Annotated in this window: 18 protein-coding genes; 16 read left to right on the plus strand and 2 right to left on the minus strand. The window is 40.1% G+C overall.

The window, feature by feature from the left end:
- The first annotated feature begins 5 nt into the window (after positions 1 to 5).
- The 6 genes from yegS (at position 6) to D0907_RS17385 (ending at position 7,407) form a co-directional block, all read left to right on the plus strand.
- Positions 6 to 902, plus strand: coding sequence for a lipid kinase YegS (gene yegS, locus D0907_RS17360; RefSeq protein WP_118844917.1), 897 nt, complete (start codon positions 6 to 8; stop codon positions 900 to 902).
- Between the two features lie 129 nt (positions 903 to 1,031).
- Positions 1,032 to 2,168 (plus strand): aspartate-semialdehyde dehydrogenase, encoded by a 1,137-nt coding sequence (asd, locus tag D0907_RS17365; protein ID WP_118844918.1) that lies wholly within the window; start codon positions 1,032 to 1,034, stop codon positions 2,166 to 2,168.
- A gap of 66 nt (positions 2,169 to 2,234) precedes the next feature.
- On the plus strand, positions 2,235 to 2,846 hold the full coding sequence (locus D0907_RS17370) for an FMN-binding negative transcriptional regulator (protein WP_118844919.1): 612 nt from the start codon (positions 2,235 to 2,237) through the stop codon (positions 2,844 to 2,846).
- Between the two features lie 250 nt (positions 2,847 to 3,096).
- A complete protein-coding gene (locus D0907_RS17375) occupies positions 3,097 to 5,055 on the plus strand; it encodes a methyl-accepting chemotaxis protein (protein ID WP_118844920.1) in 1,959 nt (652 codons plus the stop codon).
- Positions 5,056 to 5,205: 150 nt separating this feature from the next.
- Entirely contained in the window at positions 5,206 to 6,747 is a 1,542-nt protein-coding gene (locus tag D0907_RS17380; RefSeq protein ID WP_118844921.1) for an EAL domain-containing protein, read from the plus strand.
- 279 nt (positions 6,748 to 7,026) lie between these two features.
- Positions 7,027 to 7,407: a VOC family protein gene (locus D0907_RS17385; protein WP_118844922.1), complete on the plus strand. Its 381-nt coding sequence runs from the start codon at positions 7,027 to 7,029 to the stop codon at positions 7,405 to 7,407.
- A gap of 61 nt (positions 7,408 to 7,468) precedes the next feature.
- Here D0907_RS17385 and D0907_RS17390 read toward each other — a convergent pair whose 3' ends face one another.
- Positions 7,469 to 8,275, minus strand: a complete 807-nt coding sequence (locus D0907_RS17390) for an ion transporter (RefSeq protein WP_180311914.1) — start codon at positions 8,273 to 8,275, stop codon at positions 7,469 to 7,471.
- Positions 8,276 to 8,364: 89 nt separating this feature from the next.
- On the opposite strand from D0907_RS17390, the gene D0907_RS17395 reads away from it, so the two are divergent.
- The 8 genes from D0907_RS17395 to D0907_RS17430 all read left to right on the plus strand — a co-directional run bounded on the left by D0907_RS17395 (position 8,365) and on the right by D0907_RS17430 (position 11,460).
- On the plus strand, positions 8,365 to 8,571 hold the full coding sequence (locus tag D0907_RS17395) for a hypothetical protein (RefSeq protein WP_118844924.1): 207 nt from the start codon (positions 8,365 to 8,367) through the stop codon (positions 8,569 to 8,571).
- Positions 8,564 to 8,836 carry a hypothetical protein gene (locus D0907_RS17400; protein WP_036971841.1) on the plus strand — a complete coding sequence of 91 codons (273 nt, stop codon included), beginning with the start codon at positions 8,564 to 8,566 and terminating at the stop codon, positions 8,834 to 8,836. Before D0907_RS17395 ends, D0907_RS17400 begins: the two co-directional genes overlap by 8 nt.
- A gap of 2 nt (positions 8,837 to 8,838) precedes the next feature.
- Positions 8,839 to 9,288: a hypothetical protein gene (locus tag D0907_RS17405; RefSeq protein WP_065979093.1), complete on the plus strand. Its 450-nt coding sequence runs from the start codon at positions 8,839 to 8,841 to the stop codon at positions 9,286 to 9,288.
- Between the two features lie 59 nt (positions 9,289 to 9,347).
- Entirely contained in the window at positions 9,348 to 9,542 is a 195-nt protein-coding gene (locus D0907_RS17410) for a YwbE family protein (protein ID WP_036971837.1), read from the plus strand.
- Entirely contained in the window at positions 9,539 to 10,066 is a 528-nt protein-coding gene (locus D0907_RS17415; RefSeq protein ID WP_065979094.1) for a DUF4240 domain-containing protein, read from the plus strand. The genes D0907_RS17410 and D0907_RS17415 overlap by 4 nt, the downstream gene beginning before the upstream one ends.
- A 58-nt stretch (positions 10,067 to 10,124) precedes the next feature.
- Positions 10,125 to 10,427, plus strand: a complete 303-nt coding sequence (locus tag D0907_RS17420) for a hypothetical protein (RefSeq protein WP_118844925.1) — start codon at positions 10,125 to 10,127, stop codon at positions 10,425 to 10,427.
- 178 nt (positions 10,428 to 10,605) lie between these two features.
- Complete coding sequence (locus D0907_RS17425) at positions 10,606 to 11,022, plus strand: DUF805 domain-containing protein (RefSeq protein ID WP_220469631.1); 417 nt, start codon at positions 10,606 to 10,608, stop codon at positions 11,020 to 11,022.
- A gap of 51 nt (positions 11,023 to 11,073) precedes the next feature.
- Complete coding sequence (locus D0907_RS17430) at positions 11,074 to 11,460, plus strand: DoxX-like family protein (RefSeq protein WP_118844927.1); 387 nt, start codon at positions 11,074 to 11,076, stop codon at positions 11,458 to 11,460.
- Positions 11,461 to 11,468: 8 nt separating this feature from the next.
- Here D0907_RS17430 and D0907_RS17435 read toward each other — a convergent pair whose 3' ends face one another.
- Positions 11,469 to 12,365: a LysR family transcriptional regulator gene (locus D0907_RS17435; RefSeq protein ID WP_065979096.1), complete on the minus strand. Its 897-nt coding sequence runs from the start codon at positions 12,363 to 12,365 to the stop codon at positions 11,469 to 11,471.
- A 119-nt stretch (positions 12,366 to 12,484) separates the two neighbouring features.
- Here D0907_RS17435 and hutH point away from each other — a divergent pair, with 119 nt between their 5' ends.
- Together hutH and D0907_RS17445 are read left to right on the plus strand one after the other, a co-directional pair.
- Positions 12,485 to 13,978, plus strand: a complete 1,494-nt coding sequence (hutH, locus tag D0907_RS17440) for a histidine ammonia-lyase (protein ID WP_065979097.1) — start codon at positions 12,485 to 12,487, stop codon at positions 13,976 to 13,978.
- A gap of 11 nt (positions 13,979 to 13,989) precedes the next feature.
- Positions 13,990 to 15,990, plus strand: coding sequence for a urocanate hydratase (locus D0907_RS17445; RefSeq protein ID WP_118844928.1), 2,001 nt, complete (start codon positions 13,990 to 13,992; stop codon positions 15,988 to 15,990).
- The last annotated feature ends 413 nt before the right edge of the window (positions 15,991 to 16,403 follow it).

Here is a 16,403-nt window from a genome sequence, read left to right on the forward strand (position 1 = left end):
TAAGAATGAGCCTACGATTAATTTTAAATGGTAAAAAAGCAGGCAATGAGCAATTACGCGAAGCTGTCTCTAAATTTCGACAAACAACCCCGTTAGAGGTTCGAGTAACCTATGAAGGAGGCGATGTTGAGCGACTGATTAACGAGGCAAATAAAGAGGGCGTAAAACGGGTTATTGTTGCTGGTGGTGACGGCACGGTCAACGAAGCTGTGAACGCCTTAATGAAAATTGAGCAATCTCAAAGACCAGTACTTGCCATACTCCCAATGGGGACGGCAAATGACTTTGCTTGCTCTGCAAACATTCCGGCTGAATACTTGTCGGCGCTCACGTTGGCTTTTGAGGGACATACTCAAGAAGTAGATGTTGTTGAAGTCGATAAACGATTTTTTATTAATGTTGCCAGTGCAGGCTTTGGGGCAAAAATTACCGCCACCACACCGCCAGCACTTAAAAACTTGCTTGGCGGCGGTGCATATACACTCGCTGGGCTTGTTCAAGCGCTGAGCTTTGTTCCTTACAGTGGTCAACTTTCTTTGCCCGATGGTCAGCACAGTTCCGGTGAGATTATTGCCGCTGCCGTGTGTAATGGCCGACAAGCCGGTGGCGGGCAGTTACTCGCACCCGATGCGTATATTAATGATGGCATGGTTGATCTTGTTGCTTTCACCTCATTTGCAATTTCAGATGTGCCTGCGGTTATCGAAGAGTTAAGCAACTACCCCAATTCTTCACAAAAGTGGGTGAAACGCTATCAAGTGCCTTGGCTTGAATGGCAAACGCAAACTGAAATGCCAATTAACCTCGATGGCGAGCCAATTACCTCAAAACAACAAACATTTAAAGTCTGTGCTAATGCAGTAAACCTTGTATTGCCTACAGACTGCCCGTTAATTAAATAAAATAATATGAAATAATTTTAAGTTCCATTATCTGCGCTGGTTTTGTGCCATTCACAATGCTAGATTAGCTCTGTAAAAATTAAACTCTTACGCAATGGATTTTAATTTTTAACAGCTTAGGTACTTGGAATGAATCAAACAGTGGAACAAACAATGAAAAAAGTAGGATTAGTCGGTTGGCGGGGCATGGTTGGCTCTGTGTTATTGGATCGTATGCAGCAAGAAAATGATTTTTCTCAAATCGACACGACTTTTTTCACCACCTCACAAACCGGTCAATTAGGCCCTGATATTGCGGGCCCAGCAAAACCACTTCTTGATGCAAACGACATTACTGCGCTTTCGCAAATGGATATTATTGTTACCTGCCAAGGCGGCGATTACACAAAAGCCGTTTACCCGCAGTTACGCGAGTCTGGTTGGCAAGGTTACTGGATTGATGCTGCGTCGGCACTGCGTATGAGTGACGACAGTATTATCGTGCTTGACCCTGTAAACAAAGATGTGATTGAACAAGGGTTAGAGCAGGGGGTTAAAACCTATGTTGGCGGCAACTGCACTGTATCACTTATGTTACTCGCGCTTGGTGGATTATTTGAACAAGACTTGATTGAATGGGTCAGCCCAATGACATATCAAGCGGCTTCAGGCGCCGGTGCTCGCAACATGAAAGAGTTAATTGCACAAATGGGCGCAATTCACGAAACGGTTGCTGACAAACTGGCTGATCCTAATGCCGCTATTCTTGAAATTGACAAATTAGTCACCGAAAAAATTGCATCAAGCGATTTACCACAAGACCAATTTGGCGTGCCTTTAGCGGGTAGCCTTATCCCTTGGATTGATGTGCCAATGCCAAGCGGTCAAAGTAAAGAAGAGTGGAAAGCGCAAGTCGAAGCTAATAAAATTTTGGGCACCAGCAAGCAGCCTGTCCCGGTTGATGGCTTGTGTGTTCGTATTGGCGCAATGCGATGCCACTCGCAAGCAATGACCATTAAATTGCGTAAAGATATCAGCGTAGAAAAAATCGAAGAAATTCTTGCGTCTCACAATGAATGGGTCAAAGTTATTCCAAACGACCGAGACATTACAGCAACAGACCTAACACCTGTTAAAGTGACTGGCACGTTGTCTATTCCGGTAGGCCGTATTCGTAAATTAGCTATGGGCCCAGAATATATCAGTGCATTTACGGTTGGTGACCAACTGTTATGGGGTGCTGCTGAACCACTTCGTCGTATGCTACGCATAATTGTTGATGGCTAAAATTAAGTGGTAATAGTTAAATCTGGCTGGCACTTTGCTGGCCTTTTTAAGCAATAAAGGAAAGTAATGCACACACCCAGCAAGTGGAAAATGACACCGGAGCGAGTCTCACAATTTATAAAAACCTATAGCTTTGCGCTGATGGTAGACAGTGAATTTGAAGCCACACATTTGCCTTTAGTATACAAAGCTGATGAGGGGGAATTGGGTACCTTGTATGGTCATGTATCACGGGCAAATCGTCATGGTAAGGGCTTAGATATAACCCGCGTATTAGTGGTTTTTAGTGGTCCGCATAGCTATATATCTCCAACCTGGTATGCAGAAAAACCCGCTGTGTCGACGTGGAACTATGCTGCGGTCCATGTTCAAGGTGAGGTTGAATATCTTGATAATGAGAATACCTTAGCCTGCTTAGATGAGTTAATTAGCCAGTATGAGCCGAGTATTTTACACGATACCGACTTGCTACCTGCTGATTACCAAGCAAAACTACTGCGCGGTATTGTCGGAATTAAAATTAATGTTCAGTCAATACAAGCAAAAGAAAAACTTGGCCAACACAAGTTAGCAGCGGATCAACAAGGTGTTGTTGCAGGGTTACAAGCTGATACACACCCAGATGCACAGGCTTTATTGCGCTATATGCTTAAACACGAAATTGGAATAGGCAGCTAATTTGCATCCTGCAAAAGCTGCCAATTGGTTGGAAGGTCATTAGCGTTTGGTTTGTTAAATATTTGTTTCATTACTAGAGGTAAAGCTAGTCTACAATGTATATCTGTCAACCTATTGTCATATCATAAATAAATTAAAGACTTGAACGACTTGCCTACCCAACTTTGTGCCTAATAAATTTCCAACTATTTATTTGCTCAATTGCAACCACCTCACTATATTTTCGTAAGTACTTAGTTGGAAGTCTACAATGAACATCTCAAAAAAATTAAAACTCTCCTTTGCATCAGCAATTGCACTTCCCTTAATCATTATTTCTCTATTAGTTATTACTGAAACCCGCCAACAGGCGCTAGACAACTTTGCTCAATTGAGTGTGCGTGAAGCGCGGCAAGTAGATAACGGTATCAGTTTATTTTTCGCTGAAATTGAAAAAAATGTTGATTACTTGGCGTCTCATTCTGCGACTTTAAATGCAAAAACCGACGTAATGACGCACATGCAATCATCAAATCCAGTCAAGCTAGATCACCAGAATGGCAGTTTGGTAGAGCAAACAGTGTTTAACTTGTTTGATCACTTTGCTACAACGCACCCCGGCCTTGCATATATTTATATGGGGAACGAGCAAGGTGGTTATGTTCAATGGCCAGCAAGTGAAGTACCCGCTAATTACGATCCGAGAGTAAGGCCTTGGTACAAAACTGCAAAAGCCGCTAACGGTGAAACATTAAGAACGCATGCCTATTATTGGGCTGCTGATGACATGGTAATAGTGTCAACTGTTAAGGCTATCAAAGAAAATGGCAACTTAATTGGTGTACAAGGCATGGATGTTTCACTGCAAGGTCTAACAGATATTATTGCGAACATTAAATTGGGTGAAACAGGCTACTTAATGCTGATAGAAGACAGCGGCAATGTTTTGGTCGATGTCAAAAATGCGGATTATCGTTTTAAACAGCTAAACGAAATCAATGGCGGTAAATACCGGGAGCTTGCTAACAACGATCGCGGCCAGTTTGAAATTGAAATAAATGGCAAAGATTATTTAGCAAATATTTACACTTCGCAAAAGCTTGGTTGGAAGTTCGTTGCTTTAGTCGAAAAATCTGAAGTAATGAGCGCAGCTAACACAATCACAATTACTATACTTGTTATTAGTACGGTGCTGATTGCTGTGTTTATTCTAGTGGCAAGTTATATTTCTAAACTTATTTCAGCCCCCATTGTTGAAGTGAGTGATGGATTGACAGAAATATCACAAGGCGGCGGTGATTTAACGAAGCGGCTTGTTATTAAAACGCGAGATGAAACAGCAAAATTAGCGAATAGCTTTAATTTGTTTTTGAATTTAATTTCAGAGTTAGTGACGCAAATAAATGATTGTTCTCAAAATGTGAGTGAAACATCAGCGAACACTTCGTCACAAGCCTCACAACTATCTGATTCTACATCACAGCAACAACAAGCTCTTGAAATGGCAGCGACTGCAATTAATGAAATGGCTGCGACAGCCAATGAGGTCTCCGCAAGTTGTGCGAATGCAGCAGAGCTTGCAACGCAAACACAGCATGCTTCTGAGCTTGGACAAAATGTCATTTCAGAAACTGTAGAGAGTGTTGTGTCGCTTTCTACTGTGATAACAAAAGCGACTCAAGATATCACTCAGCTTGATGCTGAAAGTGAAAATATCATGTCGATTCTCAGTGTCATAAGAGGCATTGCTGAGCAAACAAACTTATTAGCACTGAATGCTGCAATAGAGGCTGCTCGAGCGGGCGATCACGGTCGTGGATTTGCTGTGGTTGCTGATGAGGTTCGTGCGCTGTCGCAAAGAACGTCTGAGTCAACGGAGGAAATAGCAACCCAACTTAGTACGCTTCGCAAAATGTCTGACCAAGTATCTAAAGAAATGGCTGCAAGTTTAAACCGCACTCATAAAACTGTTGAGCTTGCACATTCTGCGCAACAGCAGTTTAGCGAGATCACATCGTCTATTGTCAATATTAGTGACCTTAACACACAAATAGCGACTGCAGCCGAGGAGCAGCAGCATGTAGCAGAAGACATAAACCGCAATGTTGTCGAAATTAAAAATGCGGCAGACGATGTAAGTGACATTGCACAGAGTGCGCGTCAAAATGGTGAAAGACTTAATCAGCTGTCTCATTTACTTACAGACTTAGTGGGTAAATTTAAGGTATGAGGTGCAACAGCCTAATGTTGTCTTTTCTGATTCATCTCGGGGTTTAGTAGGTAGTTACACTTACTCTGTTTCCATTTTATTACTTTTTATTGATTTGGTAATACATAAAGGCTAATTTGAGGTTTAGACTGTAAAGCGTATAAGTTAAATATGACGAGAAAAACACTAAAATCAGCTCAAAATAATCAAGCACTCTATATTATTTGTTTAATGCTTTTTCTCGTTGTTGCTTTTCACCTTCTGGTTAGTTATCTGCAAGTCAGCTATCAAAAGGAGTTTTCGCAATCTTTGTTATCAAAAGCAGAAGACATATCAAGCGATTTAGGCTCTTCTATCCAAGAGGCTTCAGCATTATCTCCTCTTGAGTGTGATGCTCAGACAATCAATAAGTTGCGCATTATTCTTTCTAAACATGAATTTACGCATGACTTAGGTTTGATTTTTAATAATAAAGTTAATTGCTCAGCAAATTGGGGACTTCTTGCTGATTCAACGCCACTTGACGGTGTTTTGTATCATTCTCCATCGGGCTACTATTTTGCTTCTCAAGTTGCGAATATTTTTCCTGTTGCAGCGAAATATGACATTACAAATAAAGGGAGTGTAATTGCTTTTACAATTAATGCCCCTTTTAAAAACTTTGATCAATTAAATAAAAATTTTTCATATAAAATTATTTCAAAGAATAGAAAATACACCTTTCATAACTATGCGGCACACTACCAGTTTAAAACAGATACACTGCTTAAACCGCAAGTGGTAGAAACTTGTAGCACTCAATTCCAATACTGCATTGAGACATACAATAACCGGCCTGGTTTACTGTATTTCCCTTTTTACATTTCTGCTCTATTAATCGGTTTAATTGGGTTTATTAGCTTTTTAATTGCTTATTCAATTTGTTCATACTTAGATAAAAGCCACTCAATGGAATTTAGGTTTCGTAAAGCCATTGAAAACGAAGAATTATATTTGGAGTATCAGCCAATACTCGAGCTAAAAAGTAACAAAATTATTGGTGTAGAAAGTTTGATAAGGTGGAAAGATTCTGTTTACGGTAATGTTTCGCCAGAGCTTTTTTTAGGTATTGCAGAGCAGCTAAGTTTGTATCCAACTCTTGCGTATAACTCGGTCAAAAAAGCGCTTAATGAACTTTCTCCTGTTTTACGTGCTGATTCTGATTTCAGCGTGGCAATCAACATTAACGCTTATGAAATTCAAACAAAAGAGTATTTAGATTATTTATATGATTTATGCACTGAAAATAAAATAAAACCACAGCAAATCAAAATTGAAATCACCGAGCGAATAGAGCTTCCATTGGACGAATTGTCATGTTTTGCTTCAAAAGCTAAAACATACGGCTTCTCTATTTCTCTTGATGATTTTGGAACAGGAGTTTCAAACCTAGTGTGGTTAACCGAAATCAATTTTGATGTGATCAAAATAGACAAGGTTTTCACTCAATCAATATCTGATGAGTTGAAGCAAGAAATGTTGTTAGCCATTATGTCATTAATAACAAACCTAAACCGCACTGTTATTTTTGAGGGGGTTGAGACAGTTGAAGAATATAACTTTATTAAAAATTACAATGACGACTATCAGGTTCAAGGTCAAGGTTGGTACTTTTACAAGTCGTTGCCTTTAACTGAGTTATTGCATGTATTAGGCCAGCAAGGTGGCGATTAAAATACATATAATCATCATTGCCCTTGTTGGTTATCACTTATGGCGGCTGCACGGCCCTTTTTGTATAAACAAAAATAGAACGTTTATTCAGTTTTAAATGGCAAGGGGAAACCCTTTGAGCGCTGCATGATGCTTTACAGTATGACTCACAGCTGTCCACTCGAATATGCAAGCTGTGAGCTTATCAGTTATTTAATACGTTATTCACGCTTATCTTTTGCTTATTTAGTTATTCGGAATATGCTGGCATAACGAAATCTAATTAATCAGAAGTAGCAAATGAAGCTTAATCAAGTCACGTTACCAGTAAAAAATATGAATGAGGCGGTGGCTTTTTATTTAACTCTTGGTTTTATTCAAATTGTAGATACACCTCACTATGCGCGTTTTAAATGTACCAATGGAGACGCGACATTTTCGCTGTCGTTAGAAAGCGGGGACTTTAAGAGTCATGCTGTTATCTATTTTGAAGAAGAACATCTTGATGCTCTTTACACGAGCCTTGTTAAAAAGGGGATTACTTTTGAACAACCGCCAACAGCGCAGCGCTACTTATGGACAGAAGCTATTTTGAAAGACCCTTCAGGTAACAAAATCAAACTGTATTGGGCAGGTGAAAACCGCTTGAATCCACCATGGAAAGTGGAAAAACGTGGATAAAATAAAGGCGCTAGGTTTTGTACTCTAGCGCCTCATAACTAAAAACTGTTAAATAAAAAAGTTATTTTCTTTCTTTAAGTAATTGTTTTAGCTCTGCCATTTCAGCTTGTAATTGAACAATTTGGCCTTTTGTAGCGGGCATGTCATCGTCGCTCGTTTGTTCTTCACGTGCATTACGATGCTCTTCAGACATAACTTCTAAAATGGCACCGACCATCATATTTAAGAATACGAATGCAGTTAAGAATATAAACGTTAAGTAGAAAATCCAGCTTAGTTTATACACCGCCATGGTTTCATACATTACGTCGGTCCAGTCTTCAAAGGTGGCAATACGAAATAGAGTTAGCATTGAAATTGACACATCGCCCCACAAAACAGGGTTAATATCGGCAAATAACATGCTACCCATTGCGGCATATATGTAGAAGATAACGAACATTAACAAGGCGATATAGCCCATTTGCGGTATGGCTTTTAATAGCGAATTAACCAACAATCGCAGCTCTGGGATCATCGACACTAATCGTAATACGCGGAAAATACGTAACAGCCTTGCGATGAAAATAGTTGACCCCGCAGCAGGGTAAAGGCTTCCGACGACGATGATAAAATCGAAAATATTCCAGCCTTTTCTAAAAAAGTCCTTTATGCCACGGCTGGCAATAAAGCGGATCACAAGCTCAATCAGAAAGAAGACAGTGATCCCCATGTCCATCCAGTGCAAGGCAATTTCTGCGGTTGGATGTAACGAGTACGTGTGCGCGCCAACAGTTAACGCCGAAATAACAATGACCGCGATAACAAATGATTGAAAAATTTTACTTTTATCGATACGCTGAAACAGCTCTTGTAACTGCGACAACATCATAGATGACCCTTTGATAATAAGATTTTAAACCCACGCAATATACAGTAAAACACAGTGCCAATGTATAACTTAAGAAAGGAAATTTAATGTTTTTTAACGCTTTAAAGTTTGTGGCTTTAGCAGCCTTACTCGTTATGCTGAGTGCATGTAGCTCTGATGCACGGTATCACGAAATTCAATCGGCCCGTTTAAATGAATGCAATTACTTAGCAGATAAAGAGTATCACGAGTGTGTAAAACGCCAAGAAGACAGTTACGAAGAATTTAAAAAACAACAAGTTGAAAATGACTAAAACCGAAAAACGCCTTGATAAAGCCATTCGTGTTGCGTTAACTCACGCGTGTGAGCAAGCTAAAGAGACAGTCAGTGAGTTTTTATGGCTAACTCATACCGCTGACTTAAAAAAACTGCCTCAATCACTTAAAATAAAGTGTTTTTTCAATACGTTGCCAATTAACGAAAATCAAAAGCAACTGATAGTAAACTTAATTATTGATGAACTTAATACGATAGATATAACTATAAACGCGAAGGCAATTTCATTTTTAAAGGAATAAATATGTTTTTGAATTTAACGGCGAAGCACATGTTATCTTTGAATTCAGCACTGTCTGTGTTGTTTTTAGGCGTGGGTGTTTATGGCATACTGTCTGACGACGCGTTGCCGTTTCCATCATTTAGCGCTTTTGTTGCTGCCGTTTTTTTTGCTCTGCAAGCCGTTCGCTCAACAGATAAATTTGCTGCAAAAACCGCACTGAGTAACACGCTAATTGCAACAAATACTCACCTTAAAGTAACGCAGTTTTATTACAGCTCGAAAGAGCAGTTGCTTGAATTAAACCGAATTACTGAGTTTAAAGTCGCCGATAATTACTTAGCGGTCATTCTGGATAGAAATGGTCAAGGCTATGATTTTCAAATTAAAGGAAAATCAGACGCTATAATCGAAAGACTTAACGATATCATTCCCCATCAAGCGCTTAAAAACACGTCAATCACACGGGTTTAGTTTGGTAACTGCGCCACAAATAGCTATAATCGGCAAAAATTAATGAAAGAGACTTTGCTATGGCAGTGCCTACGCGTTCACAAATTTCTATTGGTTGTGAAGTGAATATTGTATTAAAGCAAGATCAACGAACAGGTCAGTTAACCCAAGGTGTGGTGTCACGTATTTTGACAAAATCACCTAACCATCCACACGGCATAAAAGTGCAGTTAGACGATGGTCAAGTAGGTCGTGTAAAAGAGATTTTATCATGAGTGTGTTAACAGAAGCTGAGTTTTGGCAGTTAGTTACCGCAGAAGATAAAACCGCGGAGCCTGAGTCTGTATGTAATGCATTAAAAGCAAAGCTAACTGACTTATCTGATGAACAGCTGATGGAATTTGATAAGCAGTTTAGTCTTCGCATGCGTAAAGCCTACACGTGGGATTTGTTCGGTGCTGCCTTTGTAATGGCAGGTTGTAACGACGATTACGGATTTTCAGAGTTTTTATGTTGGCTGATTTCACGTGGCGAGCAGGTATTTATAAATGCCCTTGAAAACCCGGATTCAATCGCTGACTGTACACCGGTTTATCATTTAAATGAGCAACCTTACCCTTATTTAGATGAGTATGATCTTATCGCAGGTATGCTGTACGAAGAGCGAAATGATGATGAACTGCCGTTTATTCCGTCGGGGCTTGAACAGCCAAAAGGCAAGCGCTTTAAAGATAAAGCTAAGTTTTTAAAACAAACCTACCCAAATCTATACGCCAAATACTGGCAACAACCAAATTAATATAAAGCACCGTTCAGGTGCTTTTTAATACTTCTTATTTTAATGTTTCAAAGGTCACTTGCTTTTACTCCAACGCTTCAATAAGTTATTAAGTATTCGTAATAAAGAGATTGTTACTGTGCGACAAGAGTTTATTGAGCTGAAAAAGTATTTAGTTGAGAAACGAGTTAGCACCGGTGCGTACGCTATTGGTACTTTGCCAAAGTTTGAAGGATATTGTATTTACGATGCTAAAACCCACTTTGAGGTTTTTTACTTTGAAAGAGGCTTAAAGTTTCAGCAAAAAACATTTATCGATGTTGAAGATGCTGTGGCATATTTTAAGGCAGAGTTAGTTTTAGACCCATTTTCGAAACGTTAATTAAATACCGTGCCTGCGGTAAAAGCTAAGAGCGAATAGCTAGTTGTAATTTTTTAGTACCTAAATAACCTAAATTTATGTTATGTTATTCGCGCTGAGTCTCGCTTAGTTAATGATTATAAATCAGCAGGGTAACCGTCGTGTTAGTTTGCTAAAACACAATTCAAAGGAAATGACAGTGTCAGAAAATGTTTATCAAGCCCCAGAATCGAACCTTGTTTCAACCTCTACAGAATCAACAACGTTAAGCATAAAAGAAATTTTATTCTCTTTTAGTGGTCGAATTCCGCGTAAAACGTATTGGTATGCGTTCTTAGGAGTAGTGGCTGCTACGTTTGTGATTATGTTTATTGCTGCACTACTTTCTGGTGCTAGTGAATCGGCCGTAATGGTTATTTCGTTCATTATGTACATTCCCCTAATGTGGGTTTCACTAGCGATTCAAGTAAAACGTTGGCATGACCGTAATAAGTCAGGTTGGTGGGTCTTAATTGGTTTTATTCCGTTGATTGGACCAATTTGGGCACTCATTGAGAATGGCTTTTTAGCTGGTGATGAAACAGAAAACCGTTTTGGTAAGCCAACTGTTTTATAAGTCTTTGCAGTGTGCTCTAATGGCTAGAGCACACATAATTCAGCCTTCACGATGAGCCATTTAACGACACTTCAAATTGCCCGCTTTATTATCAGCTTTAGTTGGTTTTACCATGGGTTGTTTCCAAAACTTGTGCATATTTCGCCTCTTGAGCAGCAGATGACAGGCAGTTTTGGTTTTAATCCTGAAATTTCAAATTTGATTACACGTGCAGCAGGTGTTGGTGAAATCATCTTTGCTGTGCTTTTTTTTATTTTCTATCGCTCTATTTTAATCAATGTATTAAACATATTGACGCTAATTGGCTTAATGTTATTTGTTGCCATTTTACAGCCCTCGCTTTTAATTGAAGCCTTTAATCCGGTAACCACAAACCTCGCAATTATCGCGTTTAGTGTTGTATTAATAAATGAGCTTAAAGGTACTCAACGTCAGTAATATTGTTATTAAGCTGTATAACAGTGTTTTATTTCTTCAATCATGGCGTTTGCAAGTGGCGAATTAGCGTTTGTTTTTGAGGTGATCAACACCACCGGAATATCATAATGGTACTTGGCTGGTTGAATAGCCTTAAACATACCTTTATCTACCCAAAACTGCGCATAGTGATCGGGTAAATAACCAATAAACTCACCCGATAGAATCAAGTGGGCAATGCCTTCATCGTGATACGCTACCGCACTGTTTTGATAATTCAAACCGTCGTTACGGCTTTCTTTATCGCGCATATAGTTACTGGTGATTACTTCAGCTTCTTTTATTAGTTTATTAATGTGCCCGTCTTCGCAATCAAATAACGGGTGGCCTTTCGCACAATATAAAAAGTTGGTTTCGTTATGCAGGGGAGTGTAGTGTAAACCGCGAATATGATGGCGGCTCACGCCAATGCCAACGAGTGAACGGCCATTAGCCACCGACGTTTCAACTTCTCGGGCTTCACATACATTAATATCAAACTGAATATTGTTACTCTTTCTTTTTAGTGTGGCTATAACGCGGGGGATCACACAGCGTGGGTCACTCACCATGGTATCTATCATGGCGATGCTTAAACGCCCCGATAACTCATTTTTAGAACTGGCGACTGTATTGGCGAATGCTTCACATTGTTGTAAAAGTTCAATTGAAGCTTGATAAGTAATGGCGCCAGCATCGGTAATTTCAAACCCACTGCGGCCACGCTTACATAATTTAATGCCAAGCCTAACTTCTAAATCTGATAAATGAGCACTGATAGTTGAGCGGCCAATATTTAATCGCGACTCAGCCGCCGACAGCCCCCCACACTCTACAATTGCTACAAAAACGCGCAATAAGCGCAGGTCTACATCATGAACTTGCATGGCGATTCTTATAGTTCGATAAATCTGGAATGAATAACGATAATTATGCATTTGTAAAACATCTAGAGCAAGTTAGCATTGCATTAAATAAAACTAATCCTGTTCTTTAGGAGTTATAAATGACATTTAAGTACGGTATTGACCAGTTAACGTTAGACAGCGTTAATGCTATTGCAGCGGGTACGTTACAGGCAGAGCTTTGCCAAGAAGCGATTGATAAAATTAATAAAAGCCGCCAAAACGTAGATAAAATGGCTGCCTCTGATAAAGCCATTTATGGCATTAACACAGGTTTTGGCCCGTTATGTGATACGCAGATATCTCCAGAAGAAACTAATCTGTTACAAAAGAACTTATTAATCACTCATGCTGTCGGCGTGGGTGAGCCCATTGCTAAACCTATTTCAAAGCTAATGCTTATCACTAAAGTGCACGCACTAAGCCAAGGTTATTCAGGTATTCGTTTAGCGGTTGTAGAGCGCATGCTTAAGTTTATTGAGCTTGATATTATCCCGGTTGTGCCAGAACAAGGCTCAGTAGGCGCATCAGGCGATTTAGCTCCGTTATCACACTTATTTTTACCCTTATTAGGCGAAGGTGAGTTTTGGATTGATGGTGATATTAAGCCGGCTGCAGAAGTACTCAAAGAGCATGGTTTAGAGCCAATGGAGTTACATGCTAAAGAAGGCTTAGCGCTTATCAATGGCACACAATTTATTTTATCGCATGCGATCACGGCACTGACAAAAATGGGTTACTTACTAGACCTTGCCGATATTGCAGGGGCGATGAGTATCGAAGGTATGCAGGGTAGCCAATCACCGTTTCGTGAAGAGCTTCATGCAATTCGTGCCTTTAAAGGCAATGTTGAAGTGGCAGCGCGTATGCGTCGCTTTTTCGAAGGCTCTGAAAACATGGCGTCACACACTAATTGTGACCGTGTTCAAGACCCATATTCATTGCGTTGTATTCCACAAGTGCATGGTGCTTCGCGAAACGCCTACAACCACTTAAAAGAACTTGCTGAAACAGAAATGAACTCAGTAACTGATAACCCAATAGTTATCAGCGAAGAAGAGGCTATTTCGGGTGGCGGTTTCCACGGTCAACCCCTTGCTATGGTATTAGATTACGCTTCAATTGCGGCGGCTGAGCTTGGTAATATTGCTGACCGTCGTTGTTATTTATTACTTGAGGGTTTACACGGTTTACCGCGCTTATTAACCTCATCTGGTGGTTTGAACTCAGGCATGATGATCCCACAATACGTGACAGCAGCATTGGTAACAGAAAACAAATCACTGTGTTTCCCACCATCGGCAGACAGTGTACCAACATCAATGGGCCAAGAAGACCACGTATCAATGGGCAGTATCTCGGGTCGTAAACTAAACCAGATTTTAGGTAACCTTGATAAAATTTTTGCAATTGAGCTGATGTATGCAGCACAAGCTATCGAATTTAGACGCCCTAATAAGTGCTCAGATATCATAGAAGAAAACGTTGCAATTATTCGTAACAAAGTGGCTAAGTTAGAAGAAGATCGTTTACTTAAGCCGGATATTGATGCCATGGTTACACTGGTTAAATCGCAAGCGTTTAAAGTAAACTAAGGGAGCAGATAATGACTTTCCAAGAACAAATTAAACAAGGGATCCCACGCGTTTTACCTGAGCCTAAAGCTTATCCAAGCGATGCTAACCGCGCTCCAAAACGTAAAGACATTTTATCAGCAGACGAAAAGCAATTGGCTATTCGTAATGCATTGCGTTATTTCCCGAAAGAGTGGCACCAAGAGCTCGCCGCTGAATTTGCACAAGAGCTAAAGCAATTTGGTCGCATTTACATGTATCGCTTTAAGCCTAATTATGAACTTAAAGCACGTTCAATTAGCGATTACCCAGCAAAATGTGAACAAGCTGCCGCGATTATGCTTATGATCGACAACAACCTCGATCCTGCGGTTGCACAGCATCCAGAAGAGCTGATCACTTATGGTGGTAACGGTGCGGTATTCCAAAACTGGGCTCAGTACTTATTAACCATGAAGTACTTAAGCGAGATGGAAGAAGACCAAACGCTTCACATGTACTCAGGTCATCCGATGGGGTTATTCCCGTCTTCGGTTGAAGCACCGCGTGTTGTGGTTACTAACGGTATGATGATCCCGAACTATTCAAAACCTGATGATTGGGAAAAATTCAATGCACTGGGTGTAACGCAATATGGTCAAATGACCGCGGGTTCATTCATGTACATTGGCCCGCAAGGTATTGTTCACGGTACAACTATTACGGTGATGAATGCGTTCCGTAAAGTACTTGAAAAAGGCGAATCACCAAAAGGTAAAATTTTCTTAACTGCTGGCTTAGGCGGCATGAGTGGTGCGCAGCCAAAAGCGGGTAATATTGCAAACTGTATTACAGTGTGTGCAGAGGTGAACCCGAAAGCGGCTACAAAACGTCACCAACAAGGTTGGGTTGATGAGCTAATCGATAACATGCCAGAACTTATTGAACGCGTACGCAGCGCGCAACAAAACGAAGAAGTAGTTTCAATTGCGTTCATTGGTAATATCGTTGATGTATGGGAAAGCTTTTTAGCTGAAGATATTTTTGTTCACCTAGGGTCAGACCAAACATCACTGCATAACCCGTGGTCAGGCGGTTATTACCCAGTAGATATCAGCTACGAAGAATCAAACCGTTTAATTCGTGAAGAACCAGACGTATTCAAAGAAAAAGTACAAGCGACGCTTAAACGCCATGCTGATGCTATAAATAAACACACAGCAAAAGGCACATATTTCTTCGATTACGGTAATGCATTCTTGCTTGAGGCATCTCGTGCTGGTGGCGATGTGATGGCTGAAAATGGTATTGATTTTAAATACCCATCGTATGTACAAGATATCCTTGGTCCAATGTGTTTTGACTATGGTTTTGGTCCATTCCGTTGGGTATGTACCTCTGGTAAGCCAGAAGATTTAGATAAAACTGATGCCATTGCTGCACAAGTCCTTGAAAAAATCATGGCTGAGTCACCAGAAGAAATTCAGCAGCAAATGCAAGACAACATCACTTGGATTAAAGACGCGAAGCAAAACAAACTTGTTGTCGGCTCGCAAGCACGTATCTTGTATGCGGATGCACAAGGCCGCGCAGATATTGCCAAAGCCTTTAACGATGCAATTAATCGTGGAGAAATTGGCCCTGTAGTTCTTGGCCGCGACCACCATGACGTAAGTGGTACTGACTCGCCTTTCCGTGAAACATCAAACATTTATGATGGTAGCCGTTTCACAGCCGACATGGCCATTCATAACGTGATTGGTGATGGTTTCCGTGGTGCAACATGGGTATCAATCCATAATGGTGGCGGTGTAGGTTGGGGTGAAGTGATCAACGGTGGCTTTGGTATGCTACTAGATGGCTCTGAAGCCGCTGAACGTCGTTTAAAATCAATGTTACTGTTTGATGTAAATAACGGTATTGCACGTCGTAGTTGGGCGCGTAACGAAGAAGCCAACTTTGCGATTAAGCGTGAAATGGCACGTACACCAAAACTGAAGGTGACGTTATCGAATAACGTTGATGACGAGATTTTATCGAACTTAGATTTTTAAGTTGTGTCAATTCAAAAAGGCCATGTTGCACACGTAACATGGCCTTTTTTATTTTTAAACTGAACGTGTTGTATCTTTCTTGTATGGAAACAGAAGCGTAATTATTGATGGAAAAATAAAGCCTTTTAAATATGAAAATACAGAAACGTCAGTGGGCGAGTTTGAAAAGTATGTAATGTATTGGGTAATAACTAAAATGAGTATACTAACCCACATACTGAACAAGGCGTATTTCTTCTTTAAAATAACTAAAAACAAGGAGATAACAATAACTACTCGCACCAAAGATTGAAAGTGAGTAAGTAATGAATAATCTATCGGAGGATTTAAAAAATATAAGCTTGAAATTTTTGTTAAGTGGTAAGTTATTAACACTACTCCAAGAGCGAAAATAATGCCCATTCTAATTTTGA

Origin of the sequence: Pseudoalteromonas lipolytica (assembly GCF_003515105.1) — a bacterium.
GTDB classification, from domain to species: domain Bacteria; phylum Pseudomonadota; class Gammaproteobacteria; order Enterobacterales; family Alteromonadaceae; genus Pseudoalteromonas; species Pseudoalteromonas lipolytica.